Here is a 24,256-nt window from a genome sequence, read left to right as displayed (position 1 = left end):
ACTTGCTCTTTTTGTTGCAGTTGAAAGACAACGTGTTTTTATTTTTATGCACAAATCCACAGAGTAAGGCATTCAGTGAGATGGCCGTGCGGCGCACGCCGTCAGGCGTCCCTCGGCAGGCCTTTTTCCACAGCCCGTATCAGCCGTTTCTTCTGCGCTGTCTGTACCTCGATGCTCTGTGCGTCGCGGCGGGTGAGCTGTTGCGCCAGCGCCCAGCGGATATGTTCGTCCAGCATGGCGTCCTGGCCCAGGCGCGAGCGCAGCGCGAGCACGATGCTGTCCTCGTAAGGCGCATTGCCCAGCGCCACGGCGATATTGCGCAGCCAGCGCAGGTGGCCGATGCGGCGTATCGCCGAGCCTTCGGTGATGCGCAGGAATTTTTCTTCCGTCCAGTTGAACAGATCGAGCAGCTGCGGCGCATGCAGCGCGGCGCGCGGGCTGAAATCGTCTTCGTCGGTGAGCTGCGAAAAGCGGTTCCACGGGCAGATCAGCTGGCAGTCGTCGCAGCCGTAGATGCGGTTGCCAAGCAGCGGCCGGAATTCCTCCGGGATCGCGCCCTCCAGCTCGATGGTCAGGTAGGAGATGCAGCGCCGGGCGTCTACGGTATAGGGGGCGACGATGGCGCCGGTCGGGCAGGTGGTGATGCAGGCGACGCAGCGGCCGCACTGCTCTTCCTGCGGCTTATCCACCGGCAGCGGCAGGTCGATCAGCAGCTCGCCGAGGAAAAACCACGACCCGGCTTCGCGGTTGAGAATTAGTGAGTGTTTACCAACCCAGCCGATGCCCGCCTTGGCGGCCAGCGCGCGTTCCATCACCGGCGCCGAGTCGACAAAGGGGCGGAAATTCAACTCGTCGCAGTAGGCCTGGATCCGATCGCCCAGCTTTTTCAGGCGCTGGCGCAACAGTTTGTGATAGTCGCGCCCCAGCGCGTAGCGGCTGACGTAACCCAGCTGCGGATTTTGCAAGGTGCTGGCAAACGCCGCCTTGGCCGGCAGGTAGTTCATGCGTACGCTGATCACCCGCAGCGTGCCCGGCAACAGTTCGTGAGGGCGCGCGCGCAGCATGCCGTGGCGCGCCATCCATTCCATCTCGCCGTGGTACTGCTTGTCGAGCCAGGCCTGCAGCTTCGGCTCTTCGAGGCTCAGGTCGGTATCGCAGATGCCAACCTGTTGGAATCCTAGCGATTGCCCCCATTGCTTGATATGTTGGGCGAGTTGATGGAGATCGAGGGGGTGCGTCATGACGGACCACAGTGAAAAAGCATACGCTGACAGTTTACCACACTCTGTCTGGCCTGCGGATTGGATCCGTCGCTCGGAACCCGCGGCGGCGGCCTCGCTCGGTATTTCTCTTTACGATTTGATGCAGCGCGCCGGTCAGGCGGCCTACGCGCTGGCGCGCAACGCGTACCCCTCCCGCGACCACTGGCTGGTGCTGTGCGGGCACGGCAACAACGGCGGCGACGGCTATGTGGTGGCGCGCCTGGCGAAGGCGGCGGGCCTGCAGGTGACGCTGATCGCCTGCGAAGGCGCACGGCCTTTGCCGCCGGAAGCCGCAGCGGCCCGCGAGGCCTGGCTGTTCGCCGGCGGCGACATTCTGCCGGCGAACAGCCGCTGGCCGGCGTCTGTCTCTCTCATTATCGACGGCCTGTTAGGCACTGGCCTTGGCAGCGCGCCGCGTGCGCCTTACGACGCGCTGATCGAGGCCGTCAACCGCCATTCGGCGCCGGTGGTCGCGCTCGATATCCCGTCCGGCCTGCTGGCGGAAAGCGGCGCGGTGCCGGGCGTGGTCGTGCGTGCCGCGCACACCGTCACGTTCATCGGCCTCAAACCGGGATTGCTGACCGGCCAGGCGCGTGACTGGGTCGGGCAACTTCATCAGAATGCGCTAGGCTTATCGGGTTGGCTGGCGAAGCAACCGGAACAGATTCAGCGGCTTACCGCCGAGGCGTTGCCGCGCTGGCTGCATCCGCGCCGCCCCTGCGCCCATAAGGGCGAGCATGGCCGCCTGCTGTTGGTGGGCGGTGACCGCGGATTCGGCGGCGCCATTCGTATGGCGGCGGAAGCGGCGCTGCGCAGCGGGGCGGGATTGGTGCGAGTGCTTACTCACATTGAACACGTCGCACCGCTGCTGGCGGCCCGGCCGGAGTTGATGGCGCAGGCGCTGGACGAGGCGACGCTGCGGCAGGCGATGCAATGGGCGGATGTGCTGGTGATTGGCCCGGGGCTGGGCCAGGCTGAATGGGGCAAAAACGCCTTGAACGTGCTGCAAACCAGCGATAAACCGGCCTTGTGGGACGCCGATGCGCTGAACTTGCTGGCATTAAATCCCGAGAAACGGCAGAATCGCGTGATGACTCCGCATCCTGGAGAGGCGGCGCGGCTGTTGAGCTGTAGCACTGCCGACATTGAGAGTGATCGCTTACTTGCCGTGCGCAACCTGACGGCGCGCTACGGCGGCGTGGCGGTGCTGAAAGGCGCCGGTACGCTGATCGCCGATGAGCGGGGGCGGATGGCGATCGCCGACGTCGGCAACGCCGGCATGGCCTCCGGCGGCATGGGCGATGTGCTGTCGGGCATCATCGGCGGTTTGCTGGCGCAAAAGCTCTCGCTGTATGATGCCGCCTGTGCGGGCTGCGTCGTGCACGGCGCGGCCGGCGATCGCGTAGCGGAAAGACAAGGAACAAGAGGCATGTTGGCGACCGATTTACTGCCGGACATCCTTCATTTCGTTAACCCTGAGTGGGCAAAATAGACTTTAATCGAATGAAAGAACTCGTTTTACCTCTGCCGGACGAGGCAGCGACTGTCGCATTGGGCACCACTTTGGCCAAGGCCTGCGATCGCGCCAGCGTCATTTATCTCTACGGCGACCTGGGCGCCGGTAAAACCACCTTCAGCCGTGGCTTCCTGCAGGCTTTGGGGCATCAGGGCAACGTTAAAAGCCCGACCTACACGCTGGTGGAGCCCTATGCCTTGCAGCCGCTGGCGGTGTATCACTTCGATCTGTATCGCCTGGCCGATCCGGAAGAGCTTGAATTCATGGGCATTCGCGATTACTTCGCGCAAGACGCCATCTGCCTGGTCGAATGGCCACAGCAGGGTACCGGCGTATTGCCGGAGCCGGATCTGGCGCTGCACTTCGGCTATCAGGGGGAGGGGCGCGAGGCGAAGATCGAGGCGATTTCCGCTTATGGCAGCCAGCTGTTAGACCGCATTCATGGATCACAGGGATGATGCAGCAATGACGCATGCGTTGAAAAAATTTGCGGTCATCATGCTGATCGCCGTGCTGGGGCCGCTCGGCGCATTGAATGCGCTGGCGGCGTCCTCGCTGTCCGATATCAAAGTGGCCAACGCCCAGCGTGAAGCGACGGTGTCGGTGAGCTTCAACGGCCCGCCGGACTACGCGTTTTTCCCGTTGCACGGCCCGGACCGCGTGGTGCTGGATGTTAACCAGAAGGGCAAGGTCGGCGGTCTGCCGCTCAATTTCAGCGGCCAAAACCTGGTGAAAAGCATTCGCTCCAGCGCGCCGAAAGATGCTCAGAGCGTGCGGCTGGTGTTCGATCTGACCCAGCGCGCCAAAACCCGCGTTTCCACCCGTCAGAACGGCAGCGTGCACACCGTGGTGTTTACCATTACGGCTGAAGGCGGCGCCAATACCGTGGCGCGTAAAGCGCCGGTGCAAACGGCTGCGCCGGTGGCGGTCAGCCAACCGCCGCGTCAGGCGCCGGTCGCGGTGCGTGAAGCGCCGGAACCACCGCTGCGCAAAGCACCGACGGGATCGAATCCGTTTACCAATAAACAGACCGTAGTCGCAGGCACCGCCACCGAGGTCACGCCGCGCAGCAGCCGCGTTTCCGCCGGTTCCGGCGATCGGGTGGTGGTGGCGATCGACGCCGGCCACGGCGGCCAGGATCCGGGCGCTATCGGCCCGAGCGGGCTGAAAGAGAAGAATGTCACCATTGCCATCGCGCGCCGTCTGCAGGCGATGCTGGACGCCGATCCGCAGTTCAAGCCGGTGTTGACGCGCAACGGCGACTATTTCATTTCGGTAATGGGGCGTTCCGACGTCGCGCGCAAACAGGGCGCCAACGTGCTGGTCTCCATCCACGCCGACGCAGCGCCGAACCGCAGCGCCAGCGGGGCTTCCGTTTGGGTGCTGTCCAACCGCCGCGCCAACAGCGAAATGGCCGGTTGGCTGGAACAGCATGAGAAGCAGTCCGAGCTGCTCGGCGGCGCCGGCGACCTGCTGGCCAACAGCCAGGCCGACCCTTATCTGAGCCAGGCGGTGCTGGACCTGCAGTTCGGCCACTCGCAGCGCGTCGGGTACGATGTGGCGGTGAAGGTGCTGCAGCAGTTGCAGAGCGTCGGATCGTTGCATAAGCGCCGGCCGGAACACGCCAGCCTGGGCGTGTTGCGTTCGCCGGATATTCCATCGCTGCTGGTGGAAACAGGATTTATCAGTAATAGCACGGAGGAGCGGCTGCTGGGCAGTAGCGCGTATCAGGAGAAGATTGCCAAGGCCATTTATAACGGCCTGCGCAGTTATTTCCTGGCGCATCCGCTGCAAGCCGACCCAAAGGTGGAAAACCGACCGCTGGACGTCGCAGCGGCGGTTGACACTTCAACACCAGACGTGCGCCAGCCGGAGCCTATCGTCAGCCCGGCCGGCGCGAGCCGCAGCGCAAGCGGCAAGACCCGGATCCACGTGGTGAAGCGGGCGGAAACGCTGTCCGGCATCGCCGACAGCTACGGCACGACCCCGGCGGCGCTGCGCGATCTGAACAAACTGAAGAAGGACGGTGTGTGGGTAGGGCAACGCCTGAAGGTGCCGGCGGGGAAAACCGCCGCCGTCACCACCGTCGCCAAGGCGAAAACGCCGGCGAAGAAGCCGTCTAAACATAAAGTAGCCCGTGGGGATACGCTCTCCTCCATCGCTTCTCGCTACGGGGTCAGCGTCGGCGATCTGAAACGGGTCAATAATCTGAAGTCGGACGTCGCGCCGCTGGATCGGACGCTGACCATTCCGCAGGCCTAGCGCCATCGCTACAGGAGCCAGCATGCCTATCCAGGTGTTACCACCACAGCTCGCCAACCAGATCGCCGCCGGAGAGGTGGTTGAACGCCCCGCGTCGGTCGTCAAGGAGCTGGTGGAAAACAGCCTGGACGCCGGCGCGACGCGCATCGATATCGATATTGAACGCGGCGGCGCCAAGCTGATCCGCATTCGCGACAACGGCTGCGGCATTGGCAAGGAGGATCTGGCGCTGGCGTTGGCGCGCCACGCCACCAGCAAAATCAGCACGCTCGACGACCTGGAGGCGATCGTCAGCCTCGGCTTTCGCGGCGAAGCGCTGGCCAGTATCAGCTCGGTTTCCCGTTTGACCCTGACGTCGCGCACTGCCGACCAGAGCGAGGCGTGGCAAGCCTATGCCGAAGGGCGCGAGCAGGCGGTGACGGTCAAACCCGCCGCGCATCCGGTCGGCAGCACGCTGGAAGTGCTGGATCTGTTCTACAACACCCCGGCGCGCCGCAAGTTCATGCGCACCGAGAAAACCGAATTCGGCCATATCGATGAAGTGGTGCGGCGCATCGCGCTGGCGCGTTTCGATGTGGCGATCAACCTCAGCCACAACGGCAAACTGATCCGCCAATACCGCGCGGCGAAAGAAGAAAGCCAGCATGAGCGCCGTTTGGGCAGCATCTGCGGCCCGGCGTTTTTGCAGCATGCGCTGAATATCGACTGGCAGCACGGCGATCTGAGCATCCGCGGTTGGGTGGCGGATCCGGCCGGGGCGCGCCAGCTGGGTGAAATGCAGTACTGCTACGTCAACTGCCGCATGATGCGCGATCGGCTGATCAATCACGCCATTCGTCAGGCCTATCAGGATCAGCTGAAGGACGATCAGCAGCCCGCCTATGTGCTGTATCTGGAGGTCGATCCGCACCAGGTGGACGTCAACGTTCATCCCGCCAAGCACGAGGTGCGTTTCCATCAGGCGCGGCTGGTGCACGATTTTATCTACCAGGCGGTAACCACCGTGCTGCAACAGGCCGGTCAAGCGCCGTCGTTGCCGCTGGCGGAAACGTTTGACGAAGCGCCTGAGCAGGTCTGGCAGCCGGAAAACCGCGTCGCCGCCGGCGGCAACCATTTTTCTCAACCTGCGCCGCGTCGCGAAACGCCGCCAGCGGCCGGCGCTGCCCGCGAGCGTGCGCCGCAACCGGGCTGGCAAACGGCGGGCGGTTACCAGAAACGCGAAGGCGAGCTGTACGGTAAATTGATGCAACCCGCCGCCGAGCTGCCGGCTGCTGCCGCGCCGGACGTCTCGAGCAGGCCGCCGCTGTTCCCGCCGGCGAAAGCCGCAGCGGAAACGCCATTGGCGGGCGGCCAACACAGTTTTGGCCGGGTGCTGATGATCCACCCGCCGTGCTACGCGCTGATTGAACAGCGCCAGCAGCCGGCGTTGCTCAACCTGACGGTGGCCGAACGCTGGCTGCGCCAGGCGCAGCTCAACCCGCCGGCGGAAGGGCTGCGGCCGCAGCCGCTGCTGATCCCGATCAAGCTGACGCTGGACAAGCACGAAGCGGCGGCCATTGCGCGGCATCAGGCGCTGCTGGCGGCGATGGGGCTGGATCTGCAGACGGATCACGGCCGTGTGACGCTGCGCGCAGTGCCTTTACCATTGCGCCAACAAAATTTACAAAAACTGATACCCGAACTGTTAGGCTATCTGGCCGAACATCAGGAGATGTCGCCCGGGATGCTGGCTACCTGGCTCGCTCGCCGTCTCGGCAGCGAACATGAGCACTGGAACACCTCGCAAGCGATACAATTGCTGACCGACGTTGAACGACTTTGCCCGCAGCTGGTCAAATCGCCGCCGAGCGGACTTTTACAACCCGTTGATTTACAGGCCGCACTGGCGGCCCTCAAGCATGACTGAAACTGAAATGACACCACGTCCCCCGGCTATTTTCATCATGGGGCCGACCGCCTCGGGCAAGACCGCGCTGGCGATCGCGCTGCGCGAACGCCTGCCGGTGGAACTGATCAGCGTCGATTCCGCGCTGATTTACCGCGGCATGGATATCGGCACCGCCAAGCCGAGCGCCGAAGAATTGGCGCAGGCGCCGCATCGGCTGATCGATATCCGCGATCCCGCCGAAGCTTACTCGGCCGCCGAGTTCCGCGCCGACGCGCTGAAGGAGATGGCCGATATCACCGCCGCCGGGCGCATTCCGTTGCTGGTCGGCGGCACCATGTTGTATTTCAAGGCGTTGCTGGAAGGATTGTCGCCGCTGCCGTCCGCCGATCCCGCGGTGCGCGAGCGTATCGAACAGCAAGCGGCGGAGCAGGGCTGGGAGGCGTTGCACCGTCAGTTACAGGCGATCGATCCGGTCGCGGCACTGAGAATTCATCCGAATGATCCGCAGAGACTGTCCAGAGCACTGGAAGTTTTTTTTATTTCGGGTAAAACTTTAACGGAACTGACTAAAATTTCGGGTGAATCGTTACCGTATCAAGTTCACCAATTTGCGATAGCGCCGACCAGCCGTGAGTTGATCCATCAACGCATTGAGCTGCGGTACCATCAAATGTTGGCGGCGGGTTTTGAGACGGAAGCGCGTGCACTTTTCGCACGGGGTGATTTGCATACGGACTTGCCCTCCATTCGCTGTGTCGGTTACCGCCAGATGTGGTCATACTTGTCTGGTGAAATTAGTTACGATGAGATGGTTTATCGTGGTATTTGCGCAACACGTCAGTTGGCTAAACGCCAGATGACCTGGTTACGGGGTTGGGAGTCGGTCCATTGGTTGGACAGTGAAAAGCCGGGAGAGGCTTTGGACTCGGTGACACAGGTTGTTAGTGCATAGGTTGGGTGATTGTGTACAATTGCTGAGTATTCAGCGCGCAAATTTTTTACGTCGTTTATTTTAGAGCCGACAGGTTCTTAGTTACAAACAACAAGCAAATAAGGAAAAGATAGAATGGCTAAGGGGCAATCTTTGCAAGATCCGTTCCTGAACGCATTGCGTCGTGAACGTGTTCCGGTTTCTATTTATTTGGTGAATGGTATTAAGCTGCAAGGCCAGATTGAGTCTTTTGACCAGTTTGTCATCCTGTTGAAGAACACGGTTAGCCAGATGGTGTACAAGCACGCTATCTCTACCGTTGTCCCGTCACGTCCGGTTTCGCATCACAGCAACAACCCGAGCGGCGGTTCAAGCAACTATCACCATGGCAACAATCCGTCTGCGCAGCAACAGCCGCAGCAGGAAAGCGATGACGCTGAATAAAGCGCGTTGCAAGTCAACCATGACGGGGAGCATAAGCAGCCGCGGGCTGTTTATGTCCCCCAAACTCACGGTGAGTGTCCGTTTGAGAGGTTGCACGCTTGTTTGACCGTTATGAAGCCGGTGAGCAGGCCGTACTGGTTCATATCTATTTCTCGCAAGACAAAGATACGGAAGACCTCAACGAGTTCGAATCGTTGGTCTCCTCAGCCGGTGTCGAAGCTTTGCAAGTGGTGACTGGTAGCCGCAAAGCCCCGCATCCGAAGTACTTTGTCGGCGAAGGAAAGGCCGAAGAAATTGCAGATGCGGTGAAAGCCAGCGGCGCGTCTGTTGTCCTGTTTGATCATTCCCTTTCCCCGGCGCAGGAAAGAAACCTTGAGCGCCTGTGCGAATGCCGGGTGATCGATCGCACCGGGCTGATTTTAGACATTTTTGCCCAGCGTGCCCGCACCCATGAAGGTAAGCTGCAGGTGGAGCTGGCGCAGTTGCGTCACATCGCCACGCGTCTGGTACGCGGCTGGACGCACCTGGAGCGGCAAAAAGGGGGGATTGGCCTGCGCGGGCCGGGGGAAACCCAGCTTGAGACCGACCGTCGCCTGTTGCGCGATCGCATCAGCTTGATTCTGCGCCGCCTGGAGCGGGTAGAAAAGCAGCGTGAACAAGGCCGACGCGCGCGGACCCGCGCCGATGTGCCGACCGTGTCGCTGGTGGGCTACACCAACGCCGGCAAATCCACCCTGTTTAACCGAATAACGTCTGCCGAGGTGTATGCGGCGGACCAGCTATTTGCCACCCTGGATCCTACGTTGCGGCGCATTGACGTGCCGGATGTGGGGGATACCGTGTTGGCGGATACCGTAGGCTTTATCCGGCACCTGCCGCACGATCTGGTGGCCGCCTTCAAGGCGACGCTGCAGGAAACGCGCCAGGCATCTCTGCTGCTGCACGTCATCGATGCCGCAGATCCGCGCGTCGATGAGAACATCGAAGCGGTGAACACCGTGCTGGCGGAGATAGACTCGGATGAAATCCCTACACTGTTAGTGATGAACAAAATAGATATGCTGGACGATTTTGTGCCGCGTATCGACCGCAACGACGAAAACCTGCCGATCCGGGTGTGGCTGTCTGCCGCCAGCGGAGAGGGTATTCCGTTGCTGTATCAGGCGTTGACGGAGCGCTTATCGGGGGAGATCGCGCATTACGAATTGCGCTTACCGCCACGGGCAGGCCGTCTTCGCAGCCGTTTTTACCAGCTTCAGGCGATTGAAAAAGAGTGGAACGAAGAGGACGGCAGCATTGGCGTGGTGGTGCGAATGCCGATCGTCGAATGGCGTCGTCTCTGCAAGCAAGAACAGGACCTGATTGACTTTATCGTATGATCATATCCTGTTACATTTATGCTTCGCGAAGGCCTGAAGTACCCAATCACAGAATATGGAGCTAAAACATGGCGTGGAATCAGCCCGGTAATAACGGACAGGACCGCGACCCGTGGGGGAGCAGCAATAACAATGGCGGCAACTCTGGCGGTAACAACAAAGGCGGTCGTGATCAAGGGCCACCTGATTTGGACGATATCTTCCGCAAACTGAGCAAGAAATTGAGCGGTTTTGGCGGGGGAAAAGGCTCCAACAGCAATAGCGGCGGCACCGGCACCTCAGGGTCGGGCTTCAGCGGCCGCATTATCGGTATCGCGGCGGTGGCCGTGGTGGTGATCTGGGCCGCCAGCGGCTTCTACACCATCAAGGAAGCCGAGCGCGGCGTCGTGACGCGTTTCGGCAAGTTCAGCCACCTGGTGCAGCCGGGCCTGAACTGGAAGCCGACCTTCATCGACGACGTACGTCCGGTGAACGTGGAGTCCGTGCGCGAGCTGGCGGCATCCGGCGTGATGCTGACCTCCGATGAAAACGTGGTGCGCGTGGAAATGAACGTGCAGTACCGCGTGACCAACCCGGAAGCGTACCTGTTCAGCGTCGTCAATGCCGACGACAGCCTGAGCCAGGCGACCGACAGCGCCCTGCGCGGCGTGATCGGCAAATACTCGATGGACCGCATCCTGACCGAAGGCCGTACCGTGGTGCGTAACGATACGCAGCGCATGCTGGAAGAGACCATTCGTCCTTACAACATGGGCATCACGCTGCTGGACGTCAACTTCCAGGCGGCGCGTCCGCCGGAAGAGGTGAAGGCGTCGTTCGACGATGCGATCGCCGCGCGTGAAAACGAGCAGCAATACATCCGTGAAGCGGAAGCTTACGCCAACGAAGTTCAGCCGCGTGCGAACGGCCAGGCGCAGCGTCTGCTGGAAGACTCCAAGGCTTATAAAGACCGCACCATCCTGGAAGCGCAGGGTGAGGTGGCGCGCTTTGCCAAACTGTTGCCGGAATACAAGTCCGCTCCGCAGATCACCCGCGAGCGTCTGTATATCGAAACCATGGAAAAAGTGCTGGGCCATACCCGTAAGGTGTTGGTGAGCGACAAAGGCAACAACCTGATGGTGCTGCCGCTGGATCAGATGCTGCGCGGCCAAGGCGCGGCGCCGGAGAGCGGCAACAAGGATACCAGCCTGATTCGCCTCAATCCGAATCCTGCGCCGGCTGCCAACAGTAGCGCCCCGCGCACCAGCGGCGGTTCGATTATGGATCAGCGCCGGGCGAATGCGCAGCGTGACGACACCACTCGCGTAGGGAGAGAGTAATCAATGCGTAAGTCTTTTGTAGTTATTGTTCTCGCGGTGCTGGTGGTGCTGTACGCTTCGCTGTTCGTGGTGCAGGAAGGCCAGCGCGGCATCGTGCTGCGCTTCGGCAAGGTTCTGCGCGACGGCGAAAACAAGCCGCTGGTGTATGCGCCGGGTCTGCACCTCAAGATCCCGTTCATTGAGACCGTGAAGAATCTGGATGCGCGTATCCAGACCATGGACAATCAGGCCGATCGCTTCGTGACCAGCGAGAAGAAAGATCTGATCGTCGACTCCTATCTGAAGTGGCGCATCAGCGACTTCAGCCGTTACTATCTGGCGACCGGCGGCGGCGACGTCTCCCAGGCCGAAGTGCTGCTGAAACGCAAATTCAGCGACCGTCTGCGTTCCGAAATCGGCCGCCTGGACGTGAAAGACATCGTGACCGACTCGCGCGGCAAGCTGATGTCCGACGTGCGTGACGCGCTGAACACCGGCACCGTGGGTGACGGCGAAGAAGTGACGACCACCGAAGCCGATGACGCTATCGCCTCTGCGGCAGCGCGCGTTGAGCGGGAAACTACCGGCAAACAGCCGCAGGTTAACCCGAACAGCATGGCGGCGCTGGGCATCGAAGTGATCGACGTGCGTATCAAGCAGATCAACCTGCCGGCGGAAGTGTCCGACGCCATCTACCAGCGTATGCGCGCCGAGCGTGAAGCGGTAGCCCGTCGTCTGCGTTCGCAAGGCCAGGAAGAAGCCGAGAAGTTGCGCGCCAGCGCGGACTACGAAGTGACCCGTACCCTGGCGGAAGCCGAGCGTCAGGCGCGTATCACCCGCGGTGAAGGCGATGCCGAAGCGGCCAAGCTGTTCGCCAACGCGTTCAGCCAGGATCCGGACTTCTATGCCTTTATCCGTAGCCTGCGTGCCTATGAAGCCAGCTTCAAGGACAACCAGGACGTGCTGGTACTGAGCCCGGACAGCGATTTCTTCCGCTACATGAAGTCGCCTGATACCCTGCGCAAATAAGCGCGGCAGGCAATCTGATCGAGGGCCCGTTTACGCGGGCCCTTTCTCGTTTTTGGGGGATGCATGAACTCAACGATTTGGCTGGCGCTCGGGCTGGTTCTGGTGCTGGAAGGATTAGGGCCGATGCTGTTTCCGCAGGCCTGGCGCAAAATGATTGTGGCGATGTCGCAGCTGCCGGACGCGACGCTGCGGCGGTTTGGCGGTGGAATAGTGGTTGCGGGCTGCGTGATCTACTACATGTTGAGCAGCCGCACGGGTCTTTAAAGTTTAGCCCAAAATTTATGCAATCGTATGCTAAAAGTGCTGAAAATCGAAAATTACGGTGGTAGAATCCATTTTTAAGCAATCGGTGATTTTGAAAAATGGGTAAGAACGTCGTCGTACTGGGCACCCAATGGGGTGACGAAGGTAAAGGCAAGGTTGTAGACCTGCTGACCGAACGGGCTCAATATGTTGTGCGCTACCAAGGTGGCCATAACGCTGGCCACACTCTGGTAATCAACGGTGAAAAAACCGTCCTTCATTTAATTCCTTCAGGTATTCTGCGTGAAAACGTCACCAGCATCATCGGCAACGGTGTTGTTCTGGCGCCGGACGCATTGATGAAAGAAATGGGTGAACTCGAAGCGCGTGGCATCCCGGTACGCGAACGTCTGTTACTGTCCGAAGCTTGCCCGCTGATCCTGCCTTATCACGTCGCGTTGGATAACGCGCGTGAGAAAGCGCGCGGCGCCAAAGCGATCGGCACCACCGGTCGCGGTATCGGCCCGGCTTACGAAGATAAAGTCGCTCGTCGCGGCCTGCGCGTCGGCGATCTGTTCAACAAAGAAACCTTCGCCGTTAAGCTCAAAGAGATCGTCGATTACCACAACTTCCAGCTGGTCAACTACTACAAGGTTGAAGCCGTCGATTATCAGGCGACGCTGGACTACGTGCTGTCTATCGCCGACATCCTGACCGCCATGGTGGTTGACGTTTCCGAACTGCTGGACGGTGCGCGCAAGCGTGGTGACCTGATCATGTTCGAAGGCGCTCAGGGCACTCTGCTGGATATCGACCACGGTACTTACCCGTACGTCACCTCTTCCAACACCACTGCCGGCGGCGTGGCTACCGGTTCCGGCATTGGCCCACGTTATGTGGACTACGTGCTGGGCATCGTGAAAGCCTACTCCACTCGCGTGGGTGCAGGCCCGTTCCCAACCGAACTGTTCGATGAAACCGGCGAGTACCTGTGCAAGCAGGGTAACGAGTTCGGCGCCACCACCGGCCGCCGTCGTCGTACCGGCTGGCTGGACGCGGTCGCGGTGCGTCGCGCCGTGCAGATCAACTCCCTGTCCGGCTTCTGCCTGACCAAACTGGACGTCCTCGACGGCCTGAAAGAAGTGAAGATCTGCGTGGGTTACCGCATGCCGGACGGCCGCGAAGTGGACACCACTCCGCTGGCGGCTGAAGGCTGGGAAGGTATCGAGCCTATCTACGAAACCATGCCGGGCTGGAGCGAAACCACCTTTGGCGTGAAAGAGCACAGCAAGCTGCCTCAGGCTGCGCTGAACTACATCAAGCGCATCGAAGAAGTGACCGGCGTACCGGTAGACATTATCTCTACCGGCCCGGATCGCAGCGAAACCATGATCCTGCGCGACCCGTTCGACGCATAATCAGGCTTTGCGGCACAAAACAAACCGGGCGCGTCCCGGTTTGTTTTTATCCTGACTCCCTCCGATTGCGGTTTCACGTCAAAAAATCCTTTCATAAACCCGCCTTAGGGCGCGGGATTCGCTAAATAATTAGCGACGAACTCTCCGGCTGGTTTATTATCCAATGAGTAATCTTTTGAATAGCGCCGAAAAGCGGCGTATCAAACGGGTAAAGCGATACCCAGAGGTAAGATGTGCAGTTAACAAGTTTTACTGATTATGGCCTGCGGGCGTTGATCTACATGGCCTCGTTGCCGCAGGACAAGATGACCAGCATCTCGGAAGTCACCGAGGTTTATGGCGTGTCTCGCAACCATATGGTGAAGATCATCAATCAGTTGAGCCGGGTCGGTTTTGTCACGGCGGTACGCGGCAAGCATGGCGGCATCCGTTTGGGCAAACCGGCCGAGAGCATTCGCCTCGGCGACGTGGTGCGGGCGCTGGAGCCGCTGGCGCTGGTTAACTGCAGCAGCGATTTTTGCCACATCACCCCCGCCTGCCGACTAAAGCAGGTGCTCCAACAGGGCGTACAGAATTTCCTTGAAGAGCTGGATAAACATACGTTGGCCGACATGGTCGAAGACAATCCGCCGCTCTACAAGCTATTGCTTGTCGAATAAAACGACGTTGAGAAGACAAGGCTCAACGTCATCCTGCTGATGACAACGGAGGAACCGCAATGTCACAAGATCCATTCCTGGAACGAGAAGCAGAAAAATACGAATCCCCCATCCCCAGTCGTGAATATATCCTGGCCCATTTGGCGAAACGAGAAACGCCGGCCAGCCGCGAAGAACTGGGCAACGAACTGGGCCTCAGCGGTGAAGAGCAGCTGGAAGCGCTGCGCCGCCGCCTGCGCGCCATGGAGCGCGATGGCCAGCTGGTGTTTACCCGCCGCCAGTGCTACGCGCTGCCGGAACGTCTGGATCTGCTGCGCGGCACGGTGATTGGCCACCGCGACGGCTACGGCTTCCTGCGCGTTGAAGGCAGCAAAGACGATCTGTACCTGTCTGCCGAACAGATGAAAATGGCGATCCACGGTGACGTGGTGCTGGCGCAGGCCTTGGGCGCGGATCGCAAAGGGCGCCGCGAAGCGCGCATCGTGCGCGTGCTGGTGCCGAAAACCAGCCAGATCGTTGGCCGCTTCTTCATGGACGCCGGTACCGGCTTCGTGGTGCCGGACGACAGCCGTCTGAGCTTCGATATTCTGATCCCGGCGGACAGCGTCAGCGGCGCGCGCATGGGCTTTATGGTGGTGGTGGAGCTGACCCAGCGTCCGACCCGCCGTACCAAGGCGGTCGGCAAGATCGTCGAGATCCTCGGCGACAAGATGGGCACCAGCATGGCGGTGGATATCGCGCTGCGCACCCATGAGATCCCGCATACCTGGCCGCCGCAGGTGGAAAAACAGGTGGCCGATCTCAGCGAGCAGGTGCCGGAAGCGGCCAAGAAGGGCCGCGTCGATCTGCGCAAACTGCCGTTGGTCACCATCGACGGCGAAGACGCGCGCGACTTCGATGACGCCGTGTACTGTGAGAAAAAACGCGGCGGCGGCTGGCGCCTGTGGGTGGCGATCGCCGACGTCAGTTACTACGTGCGCCCGCGCACCGCGCTGGACGATGAAGCGCGCAGCCGCGGCAACTCGGTGTACTTCCCGTCGCAGGTGATCCCGATGCTGCCGGAAGTGCTGTCCAACGGCCTGTGCTCCCTGAACCCGCAGGTCGATCGCCTGTGCATGGTGTGCGAGATGACCATCTCGGCCCAGGGGCGCCTGTCGACGGCCAAGTTCTACGAGGCGGTGATGAGCTCGCACGCTCGCCTGACCTATAACAAGGTGTGGCACATTCTGCAGGGCGATCAGGAGCTGCGCGAGCACTACCATCCGCTGGTCAAGCACCTGGAAGAGCTGCACGCAATGTACAAGGTGCTGGATAAGGCGCGCGCCGAGCGCGGCGGCATCGCGTTTGAAACCGAAGAAGCCAAGTTCATCTTTAACGCCGAGCGCCGCATTGAGCGCGTGGAGCCGACGGTGCGCAACGACGCCCACAAGCTGATCGAAGAGTGCATGATCATGGCCAACGTGGCGGCCGCGCGCTTCGTCGAGAAACGCAACGAGCCGGCGCTGTACCGCGTGCACGATCGCCCGAGCGACGACCACATCTCCGCGCTGCGCAGCGTGCTGAGCGAGCTGGGGCTGACGCTGGGCGGCGGCAACAAGCCGCAGCCGAAGGACTATGCGGTGCTGATGGATGAAGTGTCCGAACGCCCCGACCACGAAATGCTGCAAACCATGTTGCTGCGTTCGATGAAGCAGGCGATTTATGATCCGGAAAACCGCGGCCACTTCGGCCTGGCGCTGGCATCTTACGGCCACTTCACCTCGCCGATCCGCCGTTATCCGGATCTGGCGCTGCACCGTGCGATCAAATACCAGCTGGCCAAAGAACACGGCGAGCCAAAAGAGCGCTGGACGCCGACCGGCGGCTGGCACAGTGAATTCGAAGAGATGCTGCAGCTGGGCGAACACTGCTCGATGACCGAGCGCCGCGCGGACGAAGCGACGCGCAACGTCGCCGACTGGCTGAAGTGCGACTTCATGCAGGATCACGTCGGTGAAGTGTTCAGCGGTATCATCTCCAGCGTGACCGGCTTCGGCTTCTTCGTGCGCCTGAACGATCTGTTCATCGATGGGTTGGTACACGTATCAACGCTGGATAATGATTATTATCGCTACGATAATATCGGCCAGCGCCTGATCGGCGAATCTTCCGGCACGGTCTATCGCCTGGGGGATACGGTGGAGATCCGCGTGGACGCGGTGCATATGGACGAGCGCAAGATCGACTTCGCGCTGGTGTCCAGCACCCGCAAAGCGCGCGGCGAAGGCAAAACCGAGCGCGAGCGCGCCAAGAAGGGCGGCCAGCGCACGCTGCGCGACAACGGTAGCGCGGTGCGCGGCAAGCGCCGCGGCGGCAAACCGCCGGCCAACTTCGAGCCGGACAGCGCCTTCCGCAAGCAGGATGACGCCAAGCCTGCCGACAAGGTGAAGAAGGCGAAGAAGAAAGCCAAGAAAGCGTCCGACAAAACGCGGAAAATCGCGGCGGCGACCAAAGCCAAACGCGCAGCCAAGAAGAAAGGTGCCGAGCAGGCCTAACCTGCCGCACATCGTTACCATCGGCCGGTTATCGCCGGCCGCACGAATTTAAAAGAGCATCATGAGCGAAATTATTTACGGCATCCACGCCGTCAAAGCCCTGTTAGAGCGCGATCCGCAACGCTTCCTGGAAGTGTTTATCCTGAAAGGCCGCGAAGATCGCCGCCTGCAACCGCTGATCGCCGAGCTGGAAGCGACCGGCATCGTGATCCAGGTGGCGAGCCGCCAGTGGCTGGATGACAAGGTTGAAGGCGCGGTGCACCAGGGGATCATCGCCCGGGTGCGCGAAGGGCGTCAGTATCAGGAGAACGATCTGCCGGGCCTGTTGGAAAGCGTGGAAACGCCGTTCCTGCTGGTGTTGGACGGCGTGACCGACCCGCATAACCTCGGCGCCTGCCTGCGCAGCGCCGACGCCGCCGGCGTGCACGCGGTGATCGTGCCGCGTGACCGCTCCGCCCAGCTGAACGCCACCGCCAAGAAAGTGGCCTGCGGCGCTGCCGAGAGCGTGCCGCTGATCCGCGTGACCAACCTGGCGCGCACGCTGCGTTTGCTGCAGGAAATGAACGTCTGGGTGGTGGGCACCGCCGGCGAAGCCGACCATACGCTGTATCAGAGCAAAATGACCGGCCCGATGGCGCTGGTGATGGGCGCGGAAGGCGAAGGCATGCGTCGTCTGACCCGTGAACACTGCGACGAGCTGATCAGCATCCCGATGGCCGGGACCGTTTCTTCGCTGAACGTGTCGGTCGCCACCGGTATCTGCCTGTTTGAAGCGGTGCGTCAGCGCGGCTGATCCTCCTGACGGGGGCCCTGAGCCCCCGTTAATTCCCCCTCCTGTGATCCCGCCTGCGGCAGAAATCTCTGCGCCGACCATACTTACTCCTGACGCTTTTCTCAGGGAGCACTCTCATGGTCTGGACTACGCACACCGTTTTTAACCAACCCAAGCCGCTGGGCAACAGCAACCTGTTTCTCTCCGATACGCCGCTGCGCGAAGCGTTGCTGCGCGAGCAGGGCGGTTGGGACGCCGAGGTATTGGCTTCGCTGGGCCAGCAGCTCGGCACCCAGGAGTCGCTGGAGCTGGGCCGCCTGGCTAACGCCAACCCGCCGGAGCTGCTGCGCTACGACGCCACTGGCCAGCGGCTGGACGATGTTCGCTTTCACCCCGCCTGGCATATTCTGATGCAGGGGCTGATCGCCAACCGGGTGCACAACCTGCCCTGGCAGGAAGATGCCCGCATCGGCTCTTTCGTGGCGCGCGCCGCGCGTTTTATGCTGCATGCGCAGGTCGAAGCCGGCACGCTGTGCCCGGTCACCATGACCTTCGGCGCCACGCCGCTGTTGCAGCAGGCGCTGCCGGCGGAGTTTCGTTCCTGGCTGACGCCGCTGATGTCGGATCGCTATGACGCTCACCTGCTGCCGGGCGGGCAAAAGCGCGGTCTGCTGATCGGCATGGGTATGACGGAGAAGCAGGGCGGCTCCGATGTCTTGAGCAATACCACTACCGCCACGCCGCTCGGCGCGCGCGGGCCGGGCGAGGCCTATCGGCTGGTGGGACACAAGTGGTTCTTCTCGGTGCCGCAGAGCGATGCGCACCTGGTGCTGGCGCAGACCGAGGGCGGGCTGTCCTGCTTCTTCCTGCCGCGCATTTTGCCGGACGGCAGCCGCAACGCCATTCGCCTGGAACGGCTGAAAGACAAGCTGGGCAACCGCTCCAACGCCAGCAGCGAGGTGGAGTTTCAGGATGCCACCGCCTGGCTGCTGGGCGACGAGGGCGACGGCGTGCGGCACATCCTGAAGATGGGCGGTCTGACCCGTTTCGACTGCTCGCTCGGCAGCCACGGCCTGATGCGCCGTGGGTTGTCGGTGGCGCTGTATCATGCGCTGCAGCGGCAGGCGTTCGGCAAGCTTTTGATAGAGCAACCGCTGATGCGTCAGGTCTTGGCGCGCATGGCGCTGCGGCTGGAAGGGCACACCGCGTTGCTGTTCCGGCTGGCCCGCGCCTGGGAAAACCGCAGCAGTGAGGGCGAACTGATCTACAGCCGCCTGTTGACCCCGGCGGCCAAATACCGCATCTGCCGCCAAGGCATGCCGTTCATTGCCGAGGCGATGGAGGTGCTGGGCGGCATCGGCTACTGCGAAGAGAGCGAGCTGCCGCGCCTGTATCGCGAGATGCCGGTCAACAGCATCTGGGAAGGTTCCGGCAACATCATGTGTCTGGACGTGTTGCGCAGCCTGCACAAACTGCCGGGCGCGCTCGAGATGCTGCAGTTCGAGCTGCAGCCGGTGCGCGGCCAGAATCGGTTGTTCGATCACGCCTGGCGGCAATGGCAGCAGCGCGCCCGGCAACCGCGTGAAGAGATGGGGCGGTTGTTGACCCAGCAGCTGTTCGACCTGTGCTGCGCCGCGCAGCTGCTGCAGCACGCCAGCCCGCAGATTGCCGACGCCTGGTGTCACCTGACGCTGGATCATCGCGGCGAGAGCCTGCTGTCGGCCGAGGTGTGTGAACTGTTGTTGAACCGCGCTATCGGCGGTTAGGGAAAAGGGTGGCGCGCGGCGGTGAAAACCTTTTTAATTCAGCCTCACTCTGACAGGAAAATGCACATGGATATTCTCAGCGCGTTGGCGGCGTTCGCCTCTTACTTCTTCAGCGGTTTCGCCATGATTTTGGTGTTTCTGTTCGTCTATACCCGCATCACCCCGCACGACGAATGGGCGCTGATCAAGGCCGATAATCAATCTGCCGCCTTTGCTTTCATCGGCGCCTGCCTGGGGTACGTGATCCCGTTGGCCAGCGCGGCGATCAACTCGATCAGCCTGCTGGATTACCTGCTGTGGGGCGTGGTGGCGCTGGTGGTGCAACTGCTGCTGTTCGCGGCCGTGAAGATCTACATGCCGCGCATCAGCGACAAGATCGAAGCGAACCACCTGGCCGCCGGGATTTTCCTGGGGGGCGTCTCCGTCAGCGGCGGCGTGTTGAATGCGGCTTGCATGAGCTACTAAAGATATAAGATGGCCGAGGCGCGCCAGCCAAGCGGGTGCGCCTGTTCTTCCATTCGCAGGATACGGTAATAGCTGGCGCCGTGTTGGCTGGCGGTGCGGGCGATGGCCTGCTCCGCCTCCTGCGGCGAACCGGGCAGATCGTTAAAGGTGATCTCGGCGATTTCACTGAGCGGCGTCACGCGATCGGCGGGCGCCAGCTCGGCGGACTGTGCGCCGGTGCTGAGCAGCCCTACTGAAAGCAGGAGGGAGGTGAGTGCGGTGGAGCGTTTCATGGCGTTCCCCTTCGTCAGATCCTGAATCGACACCCGCACCATGCGGCATGCTGTCCGCCAGTGTGCAATACCCTACTTCAGCCAGTGCAAAGCCAGTGTAAATCTGCTTAAAAAATCCCCGCCTTACCGATACAGGATCGCCTGGGAATACCATTGGCCCGGCACGATGGTTTCGCTGTTCATGATGATCACGTAATACCGGGCGCCGGCGGCGGTGGCCTTGCGCTGGATCTCCGCTTCCACATCCATCGGGCTGCCGCGTACCACGGCGCTGACGGTACCTGTCTTCACCAGCTCGGCGGTCTGTGCGCGGACGATCTCCTGCGCCTGTGCGGTGGGCGGCGGCGGCGGTTTCGTCGTGGTGGTCATGATGCCGCAGGCGGAAAGCTGTGCGGCCAGCGTCAGGGCGATGAGTGTGCGGACTAGCGTCATGGTGACCTCGGAAGAGCCGGTACGATGGCTTCAGTGTAACGCAATATAAGCTGGAACAGATTGAGCTAACGCTGGCTGGCGCAAGTTTGTCATGATGAATGCCAACAGGTGAGCTGAGGATGAACGGATGATCGAAATTCATGACGAGCGGGTGGGCGATATTGCGGTGATCCACGCTGTCCCCGCAGGGCACTATCACCGGCCGTTGCCGACGGTGTTCTTCTGTCACGGCTATACCTCGTCGAAAGAGGTGTACGCCTACTTCGCCTATGCGCTGGCGCGCGTTGGTTTTCGGGTGGTATTGCCGGATGCCGATCGGCACGGCGAGCGGTTCGACGGCGATGAGGCGCGGCGACTGGCGTCGTTCTGGGAGATCCTGCGCAGCAATATCGACGAGCTGCCGCAGATCAAGGCGCATTTCGAACGGCTCGGCCTGATTGCCGACGGGCGTATCGGCGTCGCCGGCGCGTCAATGGGGGGCATGACCGCGCTTGGCGCCTTCGCGCGCTTCCCGTGGATCCGGGCGGCCGCCAGCCTGATGGGTTCCGGCTATTACCGTGCGCTGGCGCACACGCTATTCCCGCCGTTGGGCGAAGAGGGCGAGACGCTCTCGCCGGCGGCGTTTGCGGCGCGCACCGCCGTACTGGCGGAGTATGAGCTGGAGGGGCGTTTGGCGGCGATCGCCGGGCGGCCGCTGCTGCTGTGGCACGGCGAGACGGACGATGTGGTGCCGGCGGCGGACAGCCTGCGTTTGGCGGCTGAACTGCGGCGACAAGGCGCAGACGGCCGTTTGACGTCGCTCGTCGAGCCGGGGGTGAAGCACCGCATCACGCCGCTGGCGCTGTCCGCCACGGCCGATTTCTTCCGCCGCGAGCTGTAATGCGCATCCGGGCGCGATGCGTGGAATTGCACTGCTCTGTGCCTGCTGTTTCGGCCATCATTTGGCCAAATGAAGGCGAGAATGTTGGCGTGAATTCTTTCAGGGCAGCAAGGAACAAAGGGCATGATAAAGAGTATCAGCAGTACGGCCGAGGCCGAACGCGGTTTAATGGGAACGATGAAAGCGCGCGCCGAGCTTAAATCATCGGTGTTCAGCGAGATGTTGGGGGCCGCCGACGGCAAGACGCGGCAAGAGAAGGCTAACCCGCTGTCGCGCATCACCGCGCATACGGTGCGAAACATGACGGCGCTGTTCGCCTCTGCGCCGAAAGCGGCAGTCACTCATACCGCAACGGCCGATACGCTCTCCTTAGAGCAGCGCGCGACCCTGACGGAAAGCGCCGAACTGTTGCAAACGCGCACCCACTATCTGCGGGCGGTGCTGCAACTGCACAATCCGGGCAAGGCGTTCAGCGCGCCGGCGCTGCTCAAGCTCTGATTGGCGGGGGAAGTGGAGCGCCCAACGGGCGGCGCTCCGGTGAGGACTGAGCGGGCTTTCTGACGAAGCCCTGGGGATTTCCCTGGCGTGGCGTGTTTCTTTAGCGGTACAGCTCGGCGCTGACGTGCATCGAGCTGTTGTCGCCCGGTTCGTGCAGCGCGATGATGCGATAAGACGTTGCGCCGCGTTGATCGGCGATTTTGCCTACCTGACTGCTGGCGTCATCGGGCGAAACCACGTTCTGGTTCAGCGTGACGAAACCGACGCTCTGGCGTTGATCGGCCTGGTGCGAGGTGATCTCCGTCGCGGCCATCACATTGGCGGAGAACAGGGTGGCCAGCGCCGTCGCGAGAAGGATGCGTTTCATAGTGCCTCTCTTAACCTCTTGCCGTTACGGCCTGACAGCGAGTGTCGCTGCGGCAAAAAGTCATTTATCTGCATTGAATAACCTGAAATCTTTTTCGTCGCGCTGTCTGCGGCGGATATGGTTAATTTTAGTCCGTTGCGGCGGATTAAAAAGCGGGGGCTTTTGATGACCTTTTTCAAAAAAAGTGAAATAGATTTGTGACTCAGCGCTGATTTCATTGAAAGATTTTTGAAACCGATGGATCGGCGTACATAGGTTCACCCACGGGCAAATCGTGCTATTTCCCATAGCGCCTCGCATTAACGCGAATAAAACCCACGCAGTCCTTGAGTTTCCCGCCCTGCGTCAGTATGATTACGCGTCATTTTTCAGCCGCACACTAAACACGTTCCTTGCTTCCATGGGCCGCGGTTGACCCTGACAGGAGGCTGAATAATCCGTAAGGAGCAATTCGATGCGTCATTACGAAATCGTTTTTATGGTCCATCCTGACCAAAGCGAACAGGTTCCGGGCATGATCGAGCGTTACAGTGCTACCATCACTAACGCGCAAGGTCAGATTCACCGTCTGGAAGACTGGGGCCGCCGTCAGCTGGCTTATCCGATCAACAAACTGCACAAGGCTCACTACGTTCTGCTGAACGTTGAAGCACCGCAGGAAGCGATCGATGAGCTGGAAACTAACTTCCGCTTCAACGACGCCGTTATCCGCAGCATGGTTATGCGCGTTAAGCACGCGGTAACTGAAGCATCTCCGATGGTTAAAGCGAAAGACGAACGTCGTGGCGATCGCCGCGAAGACTTCGCTAACGAAACCGCAGATGATGCAGATGCTGGGGATTCTGAAGAGTAATTGCCGTCGTGACGGCTAATCGTCTGGTTTTGTCGGGCACTGTGTGCAAGGCGCCGGTTCGAAAAGTGAGTCCTTCCGGGATACCGCACTGCCAATTTGTGCTAGAGCACCGTTCGCAGCAGACGGAAGCCGGATTCAGCAGACAAGCATGGTGCCGAATGCCCGTGGTTGTCAGCGGACAACAGTCACAAGCACTAACTCAAAGATTAACGGTCGGCAGTCAGATTACCGTGCAAGGCTTTGTAAGCTGCCATCAAGGGCGCAACGGGCTGAGCAAATTGGTTCTGCATGCCGAGCAGATTGAATTGATAGATTCTGGAGACTAGCCAAATGGCACGTTATTTCCGTCGTCGCAAGTTCTGCCGTTTCACCGCGGAAGGCGTTCAAGAGATTGACTATAAAGACATCGCTACGCTGAAAAACTACATCACCGAAAGTGGTAAAATTGTACCGAGCCGTATCACCGGTACTCGTGCAAAATATCAGCGCCAGCTGGCCCGTGCTATCAAGCGCGCGCGCTACCTGTCTTTGTTGCCGTACACTGATCGTCATCAGTAATCGGCCACTGTCCATTAACGACTTTGAGAGGATAAGGTAATGCAAGTTATTCTGCTTGATAAAGTAGCAAACCTGGGCAGCCTGGGTGATCAAGTTAACGTTAAAGCGGGCTACGCTCGTAACTTCCTGGTACCACAGGGCAAAGCTGTTCCTGCTACCAAGAAAAACGTTGAGTTCTTCGAAGCACGCCGTGCTGAACTGGAAGCCAAACTGGCTGACGTTCTGGCTGCTGCTGAAGCTCGCGCAACCAAGATCAACGAACTGGGTTCAGTGACCATCGCTTCCAAATCTGGCGACGAAGGTAAACTGTTCGGCTCTATCGGCACCCGCGACATCGCTGACGCAGTGACTGCGGCAGGCGTTGAAGTTGCCAAGAGCGAAGTTCGTCTGCCGAACGGCGTTCTGCGTACCACTGGCGAGCACGAAGTGCACTTCCAGGTACACAGCGACGTGTTCGCACAGCTGAATGTAGTTGTGGTTGCAGAAGCGTAATTTACGCTGCTGTTAACCCGGTTAAAACGCCAGCCTCG

Annotated in this window: 27 protein-coding genes; 22 read left to right on the top strand and 5 right to left on the bottom strand. The window is 60.8% G+C overall.

What is annotated here, in order from left to right; translation table 11 throughout:
• Positions 1 to 101: 101 nt before the first annotated feature.
• A complete protein-coding gene (gene queG, locus M6G53_RS16170) occupies positions 102 to 1,241 on the bottom strand; it encodes a tRNA epoxyqueuosine(34) reductase QueG (protein ID WP_253332949.1) in 1,140 nt (379 codons plus the stop codon).
• On the opposite strand from queG, the gene nnr reads away from it, so the two are divergent.
• The 16 genes from nnr (at position 1,240) to M6G53_RS16090 (ending at position 19,866) form a co-directional block, all read left to right on the top strand.
• A complete protein-coding gene (gene nnr / locus M6G53_RS16165) occupies positions 1,240 to 2,754 on the top strand; it encodes a bifunctional ADP-dependent NAD(P)H-hydrate dehydratase/NAD(P)H-hydrate epimerase (protein ID WP_253332947.1) in 1,515 nt (504 codons plus the stop codon). The two genes, queG and nnr, sit on opposite strands and share 2 nt — an antisense overlap.
• A gap of 11 nt (positions 2,755 to 2,765) precedes the next feature.
• Positions 2,766 to 3,236, top strand: coding sequence for a tRNA (adenosine(37)-N6)-threonylcarbamoyltransferase complex ATPase subunit type 1 TsaE (gene tsaE / locus M6G53_RS16160; protein ID WP_253332945.1), 471 nt, complete (start codon positions 2,766 to 2,768; stop codon positions 3,234 to 3,236).
• A 7-nt stretch (positions 3,237 to 3,243) separates the two neighbouring features.
• Positions 3,244 to 5,040, top strand: a complete 1,797-nt coding sequence (gene amiB, locus M6G53_RS16155) for an N-acetylmuramoyl-L-alanine amidase AmiB (RefSeq protein WP_253332943.1) — start codon at positions 3,244 to 3,246, stop codon at positions 5,038 to 5,040.
• 22 nt (positions 5,041 to 5,062) lie between these two features.
• Complete coding sequence (mutL, locus tag M6G53_RS16150; RefSeq protein ID WP_253332941.1) at positions 5,063 to 6,946, top strand: DNA mismatch repair endonuclease MutL; 1,884 nt, start codon at positions 5,063 to 5,065, stop codon at positions 6,944 to 6,946.
• Entirely contained in the window at positions 6,939 to 7,880 is a 942-nt protein-coding gene (miaA, locus tag M6G53_RS16145; protein ID WP_049272190.1) for a tRNA (adenosine(37)-N6)-dimethylallyltransferase MiaA, read from the top strand. Before mutL ends, miaA begins: the two co-directional genes overlap by 8 nt.
• A gap of 114 nt (positions 7,881 to 7,994) precedes the next feature.
• Positions 7,995 to 8,303 (top strand): RNA chaperone Hfq, encoded by a 309-nt coding sequence (gene hfq / locus M6G53_RS16140; RefSeq protein ID WP_004933678.1) that lies wholly within the window; start codon positions 7,995 to 7,997, stop codon positions 8,301 to 8,303.
• A 98-nt stretch (positions 8,304 to 8,401) separates the two neighbouring features.
• A complete protein-coding gene (gene hflX / locus M6G53_RS16135; RefSeq protein ID WP_004933675.1) occupies positions 8,402 to 9,682 on the top strand; it encodes a ribosome rescue GTPase HflX in 1,281 nt (426 codons plus the stop codon).
• Positions 9,683 to 9,750: 68 nt separating this feature from the next.
• Positions 9,751 to 11,001: an FtsH protease activity modulator HflK gene (gene hflK, locus M6G53_RS16130; protein ID WP_253332939.1), complete on the top strand. Its 1,251-nt coding sequence runs from the start codon at positions 9,751 to 9,753 to the stop codon at positions 10,999 to 11,001.
• A 3-nt stretch (positions 11,002 to 11,004) separates the two neighbouring features.
• Positions 11,005 to 12,009, top strand: coding sequence for a protease modulator HflC (hflC, locus tag M6G53_RS16125; RefSeq protein WP_253332937.1), 1,005 nt, complete (start codon positions 11,005 to 11,007; stop codon positions 12,007 to 12,009).
• 63 nt (positions 12,010 to 12,072) lie between these two features.
• Positions 12,073 to 12,273 (top strand): DUF2065 domain-containing protein, encoded by a 201-nt coding sequence (locus M6G53_RS16120; RefSeq protein ID WP_253332935.1) that lies wholly within the window; start codon positions 12,073 to 12,075, stop codon positions 12,271 to 12,273.
• A 98-nt stretch (positions 12,274 to 12,371) separates the two neighbouring features.
• Positions 12,372 to 13,670 (top strand): adenylosuccinate synthase, encoded by a 1,299-nt coding sequence (locus M6G53_RS16115; protein ID WP_025159583.1) that lies wholly within the window; start codon positions 12,372 to 12,374, stop codon positions 13,668 to 13,670.
• A gap of 233 nt (positions 13,671 to 13,903) precedes the next feature.
• Complete coding sequence (gene nsrR, locus M6G53_RS16110) at positions 13,904 to 14,329, top strand: nitric oxide-sensing transcriptional repressor NsrR (RefSeq protein WP_141971336.1); 426 nt, start codon at positions 13,904 to 13,906, stop codon at positions 14,327 to 14,329.
• Positions 14,330 to 14,388: 59 nt separating this feature from the next.
• On the top strand, positions 14,389 to 16,863 hold the full coding sequence (rnr, locus tag M6G53_RS16105) for a ribonuclease R (RefSeq protein WP_253332933.1): 2,475 nt from the start codon (positions 14,389 to 14,391) through the stop codon (positions 16,861 to 16,863).
• Between the two features lie 61 nt (positions 16,864 to 16,924).
• Positions 16,925 to 17,656, top strand: coding sequence for a 23S rRNA (guanosine(2251)-2'-O)-methyltransferase RlmB (gene rlmB / locus M6G53_RS16100; RefSeq protein ID WP_038879203.1), 732 nt, complete (start codon positions 16,925 to 16,927; stop codon positions 17,654 to 17,656).
• Between the two features lie 116 nt (positions 17,657 to 17,772).
• A complete protein-coding gene (locus tag M6G53_RS16095; RefSeq protein WP_253332930.1) occupies positions 17,773 to 19,401 on the top strand; it encodes an isovaleryl-CoA dehydrogenase in 1,629 nt (542 codons plus the stop codon).
• A gap of 66 nt (positions 19,402 to 19,467) precedes the next feature.
• Positions 19,468 to 19,866, top strand: a complete 399-nt coding sequence (locus M6G53_RS16090; RefSeq protein WP_015376394.1) for a DUF350 domain-containing protein — start codon at positions 19,468 to 19,470, stop codon at positions 19,864 to 19,866.
• On the opposite strand, the gene M6G53_RS16085 is transcribed toward M6G53_RS16090, so the two are convergent.
• Positions 19,863 to 20,138: a YdgH/BhsA/McbA family protein gene (locus tag M6G53_RS16085; protein ID WP_253332928.1), complete on the bottom strand. Its 276-nt coding sequence runs from the start codon at positions 20,136 to 20,138 to the stop codon at positions 19,863 to 19,865. The two genes, M6G53_RS16090 and M6G53_RS16085, sit on opposite strands and share 4 nt — an antisense overlap.
• A gap of 123 nt (positions 20,139 to 20,261) precedes the next feature.
• Positions 20,262 to 20,570 (bottom strand): biofilm peroxide resistance protein BsmA, encoded by a 309-nt coding sequence (gene bsmA, locus M6G53_RS16080; protein ID WP_253332926.1) that lies wholly within the window; start codon positions 20,568 to 20,570, stop codon positions 20,262 to 20,264.
• A gap of 127 nt (positions 20,571 to 20,697) precedes the next feature.
• Here bsmA and yjfP point away from each other — a divergent pair, with 127 nt between their 5' ends.
• Positions 20,698 to 21,450, top strand: coding sequence for an esterase (gene yjfP, locus M6G53_RS16075; RefSeq protein WP_253332924.1), 753 nt, complete (start codon positions 20,698 to 20,700; stop codon positions 21,448 to 21,450).
• A gap of 123 nt (positions 21,451 to 21,573) precedes the next feature.
• Positions 21,574 to 21,948, top strand: a complete 375-nt coding sequence (locus tag M6G53_RS16070) for a hypothetical protein (RefSeq protein ID WP_253332922.1) — start codon at positions 21,574 to 21,576, stop codon at positions 21,946 to 21,948.
• Positions 21,949 to 22,048: 100 nt separating this feature from the next.
• Here the strand turns inward: M6G53_RS16070 and M6G53_RS16065 are convergent, their stop codons facing one another.
• Together M6G53_RS16065 and M6G53_RS16060 are read right to left on the bottom strand one after the other, a co-directional pair.
• On the bottom strand, positions 22,049 to 22,315 hold the full coding sequence (locus tag M6G53_RS16065; protein WP_253332920.1) for a YdgH/BhsA/McbA family protein: 267 nt from the start codon (positions 22,313 to 22,315) through the stop codon (positions 22,049 to 22,051).
• A complete protein-coding gene (locus tag M6G53_RS16060; RefSeq protein ID WP_253332918.1) occupies positions 22,312 to 22,533 on the bottom strand; it encodes a hypothetical protein in 222 nt (73 codons plus the stop codon). Before M6G53_RS16060 ends, M6G53_RS16065 begins: the two co-directional genes overlap by 4 nt.
• A 236-nt stretch (positions 22,534 to 22,769) precedes the next feature.
• On the opposite strand from M6G53_RS16060, the gene rpsF reads away from it, so the two are divergent.
• From rpsF to rplI, 4 genes are read left to right on the top strand one after another with little or no spacing between them, the layout of a single operon-like run.
• Positions 22,770 to 23,168, top strand: a complete 399-nt coding sequence (gene rpsF, locus M6G53_RS16055) for a 30S ribosomal protein S6 (RefSeq protein WP_004933634.1) — start codon at positions 22,770 to 22,772, stop codon at positions 23,166 to 23,168.
• Positions 23,169 to 23,176: 8 nt separating this feature from the next.
• A complete protein-coding gene (gene priB / locus M6G53_RS16050) occupies positions 23,177 to 23,494 on the top strand; it encodes a primosomal replication protein N (RefSeq protein ID WP_004933632.1) in 318 nt (105 codons plus the stop codon).
• Between the two features lie 4 nt (positions 23,495 to 23,498).
• Positions 23,499 to 23,726, top strand: a complete 228-nt coding sequence (rpsR, locus tag M6G53_RS16045) for a 30S ribosomal protein S18 (RefSeq protein WP_000135199.1) — start codon at positions 23,499 to 23,501, stop codon at positions 23,724 to 23,726.
• 39 nt (positions 23,727 to 23,765) lie between these two features.
• Positions 23,766 to 24,218, top strand: a complete 453-nt coding sequence (gene rplI / locus M6G53_RS16040; protein WP_004933629.1) for a 50S ribosomal protein L9 — start codon at positions 23,766 to 23,768, stop codon at positions 24,216 to 24,218.
• The last annotated feature ends 38 nt before the right edge of the window (positions 24,219 to 24,256 follow it).

It is taken from the genome of Serratia nevei (assembly GCF_024160145.1).
Lineage (GTDB): Bacteria > Pseudomonadota > Gammaproteobacteria > Enterobacterales > Enterobacteriaceae > Serratia > Serratia nevei_A.
The sequence above is the reverse complement of the archived record's forward strand: the minus strand, read 5'-3'. Positions and strand labels throughout refer to the sequence as shown.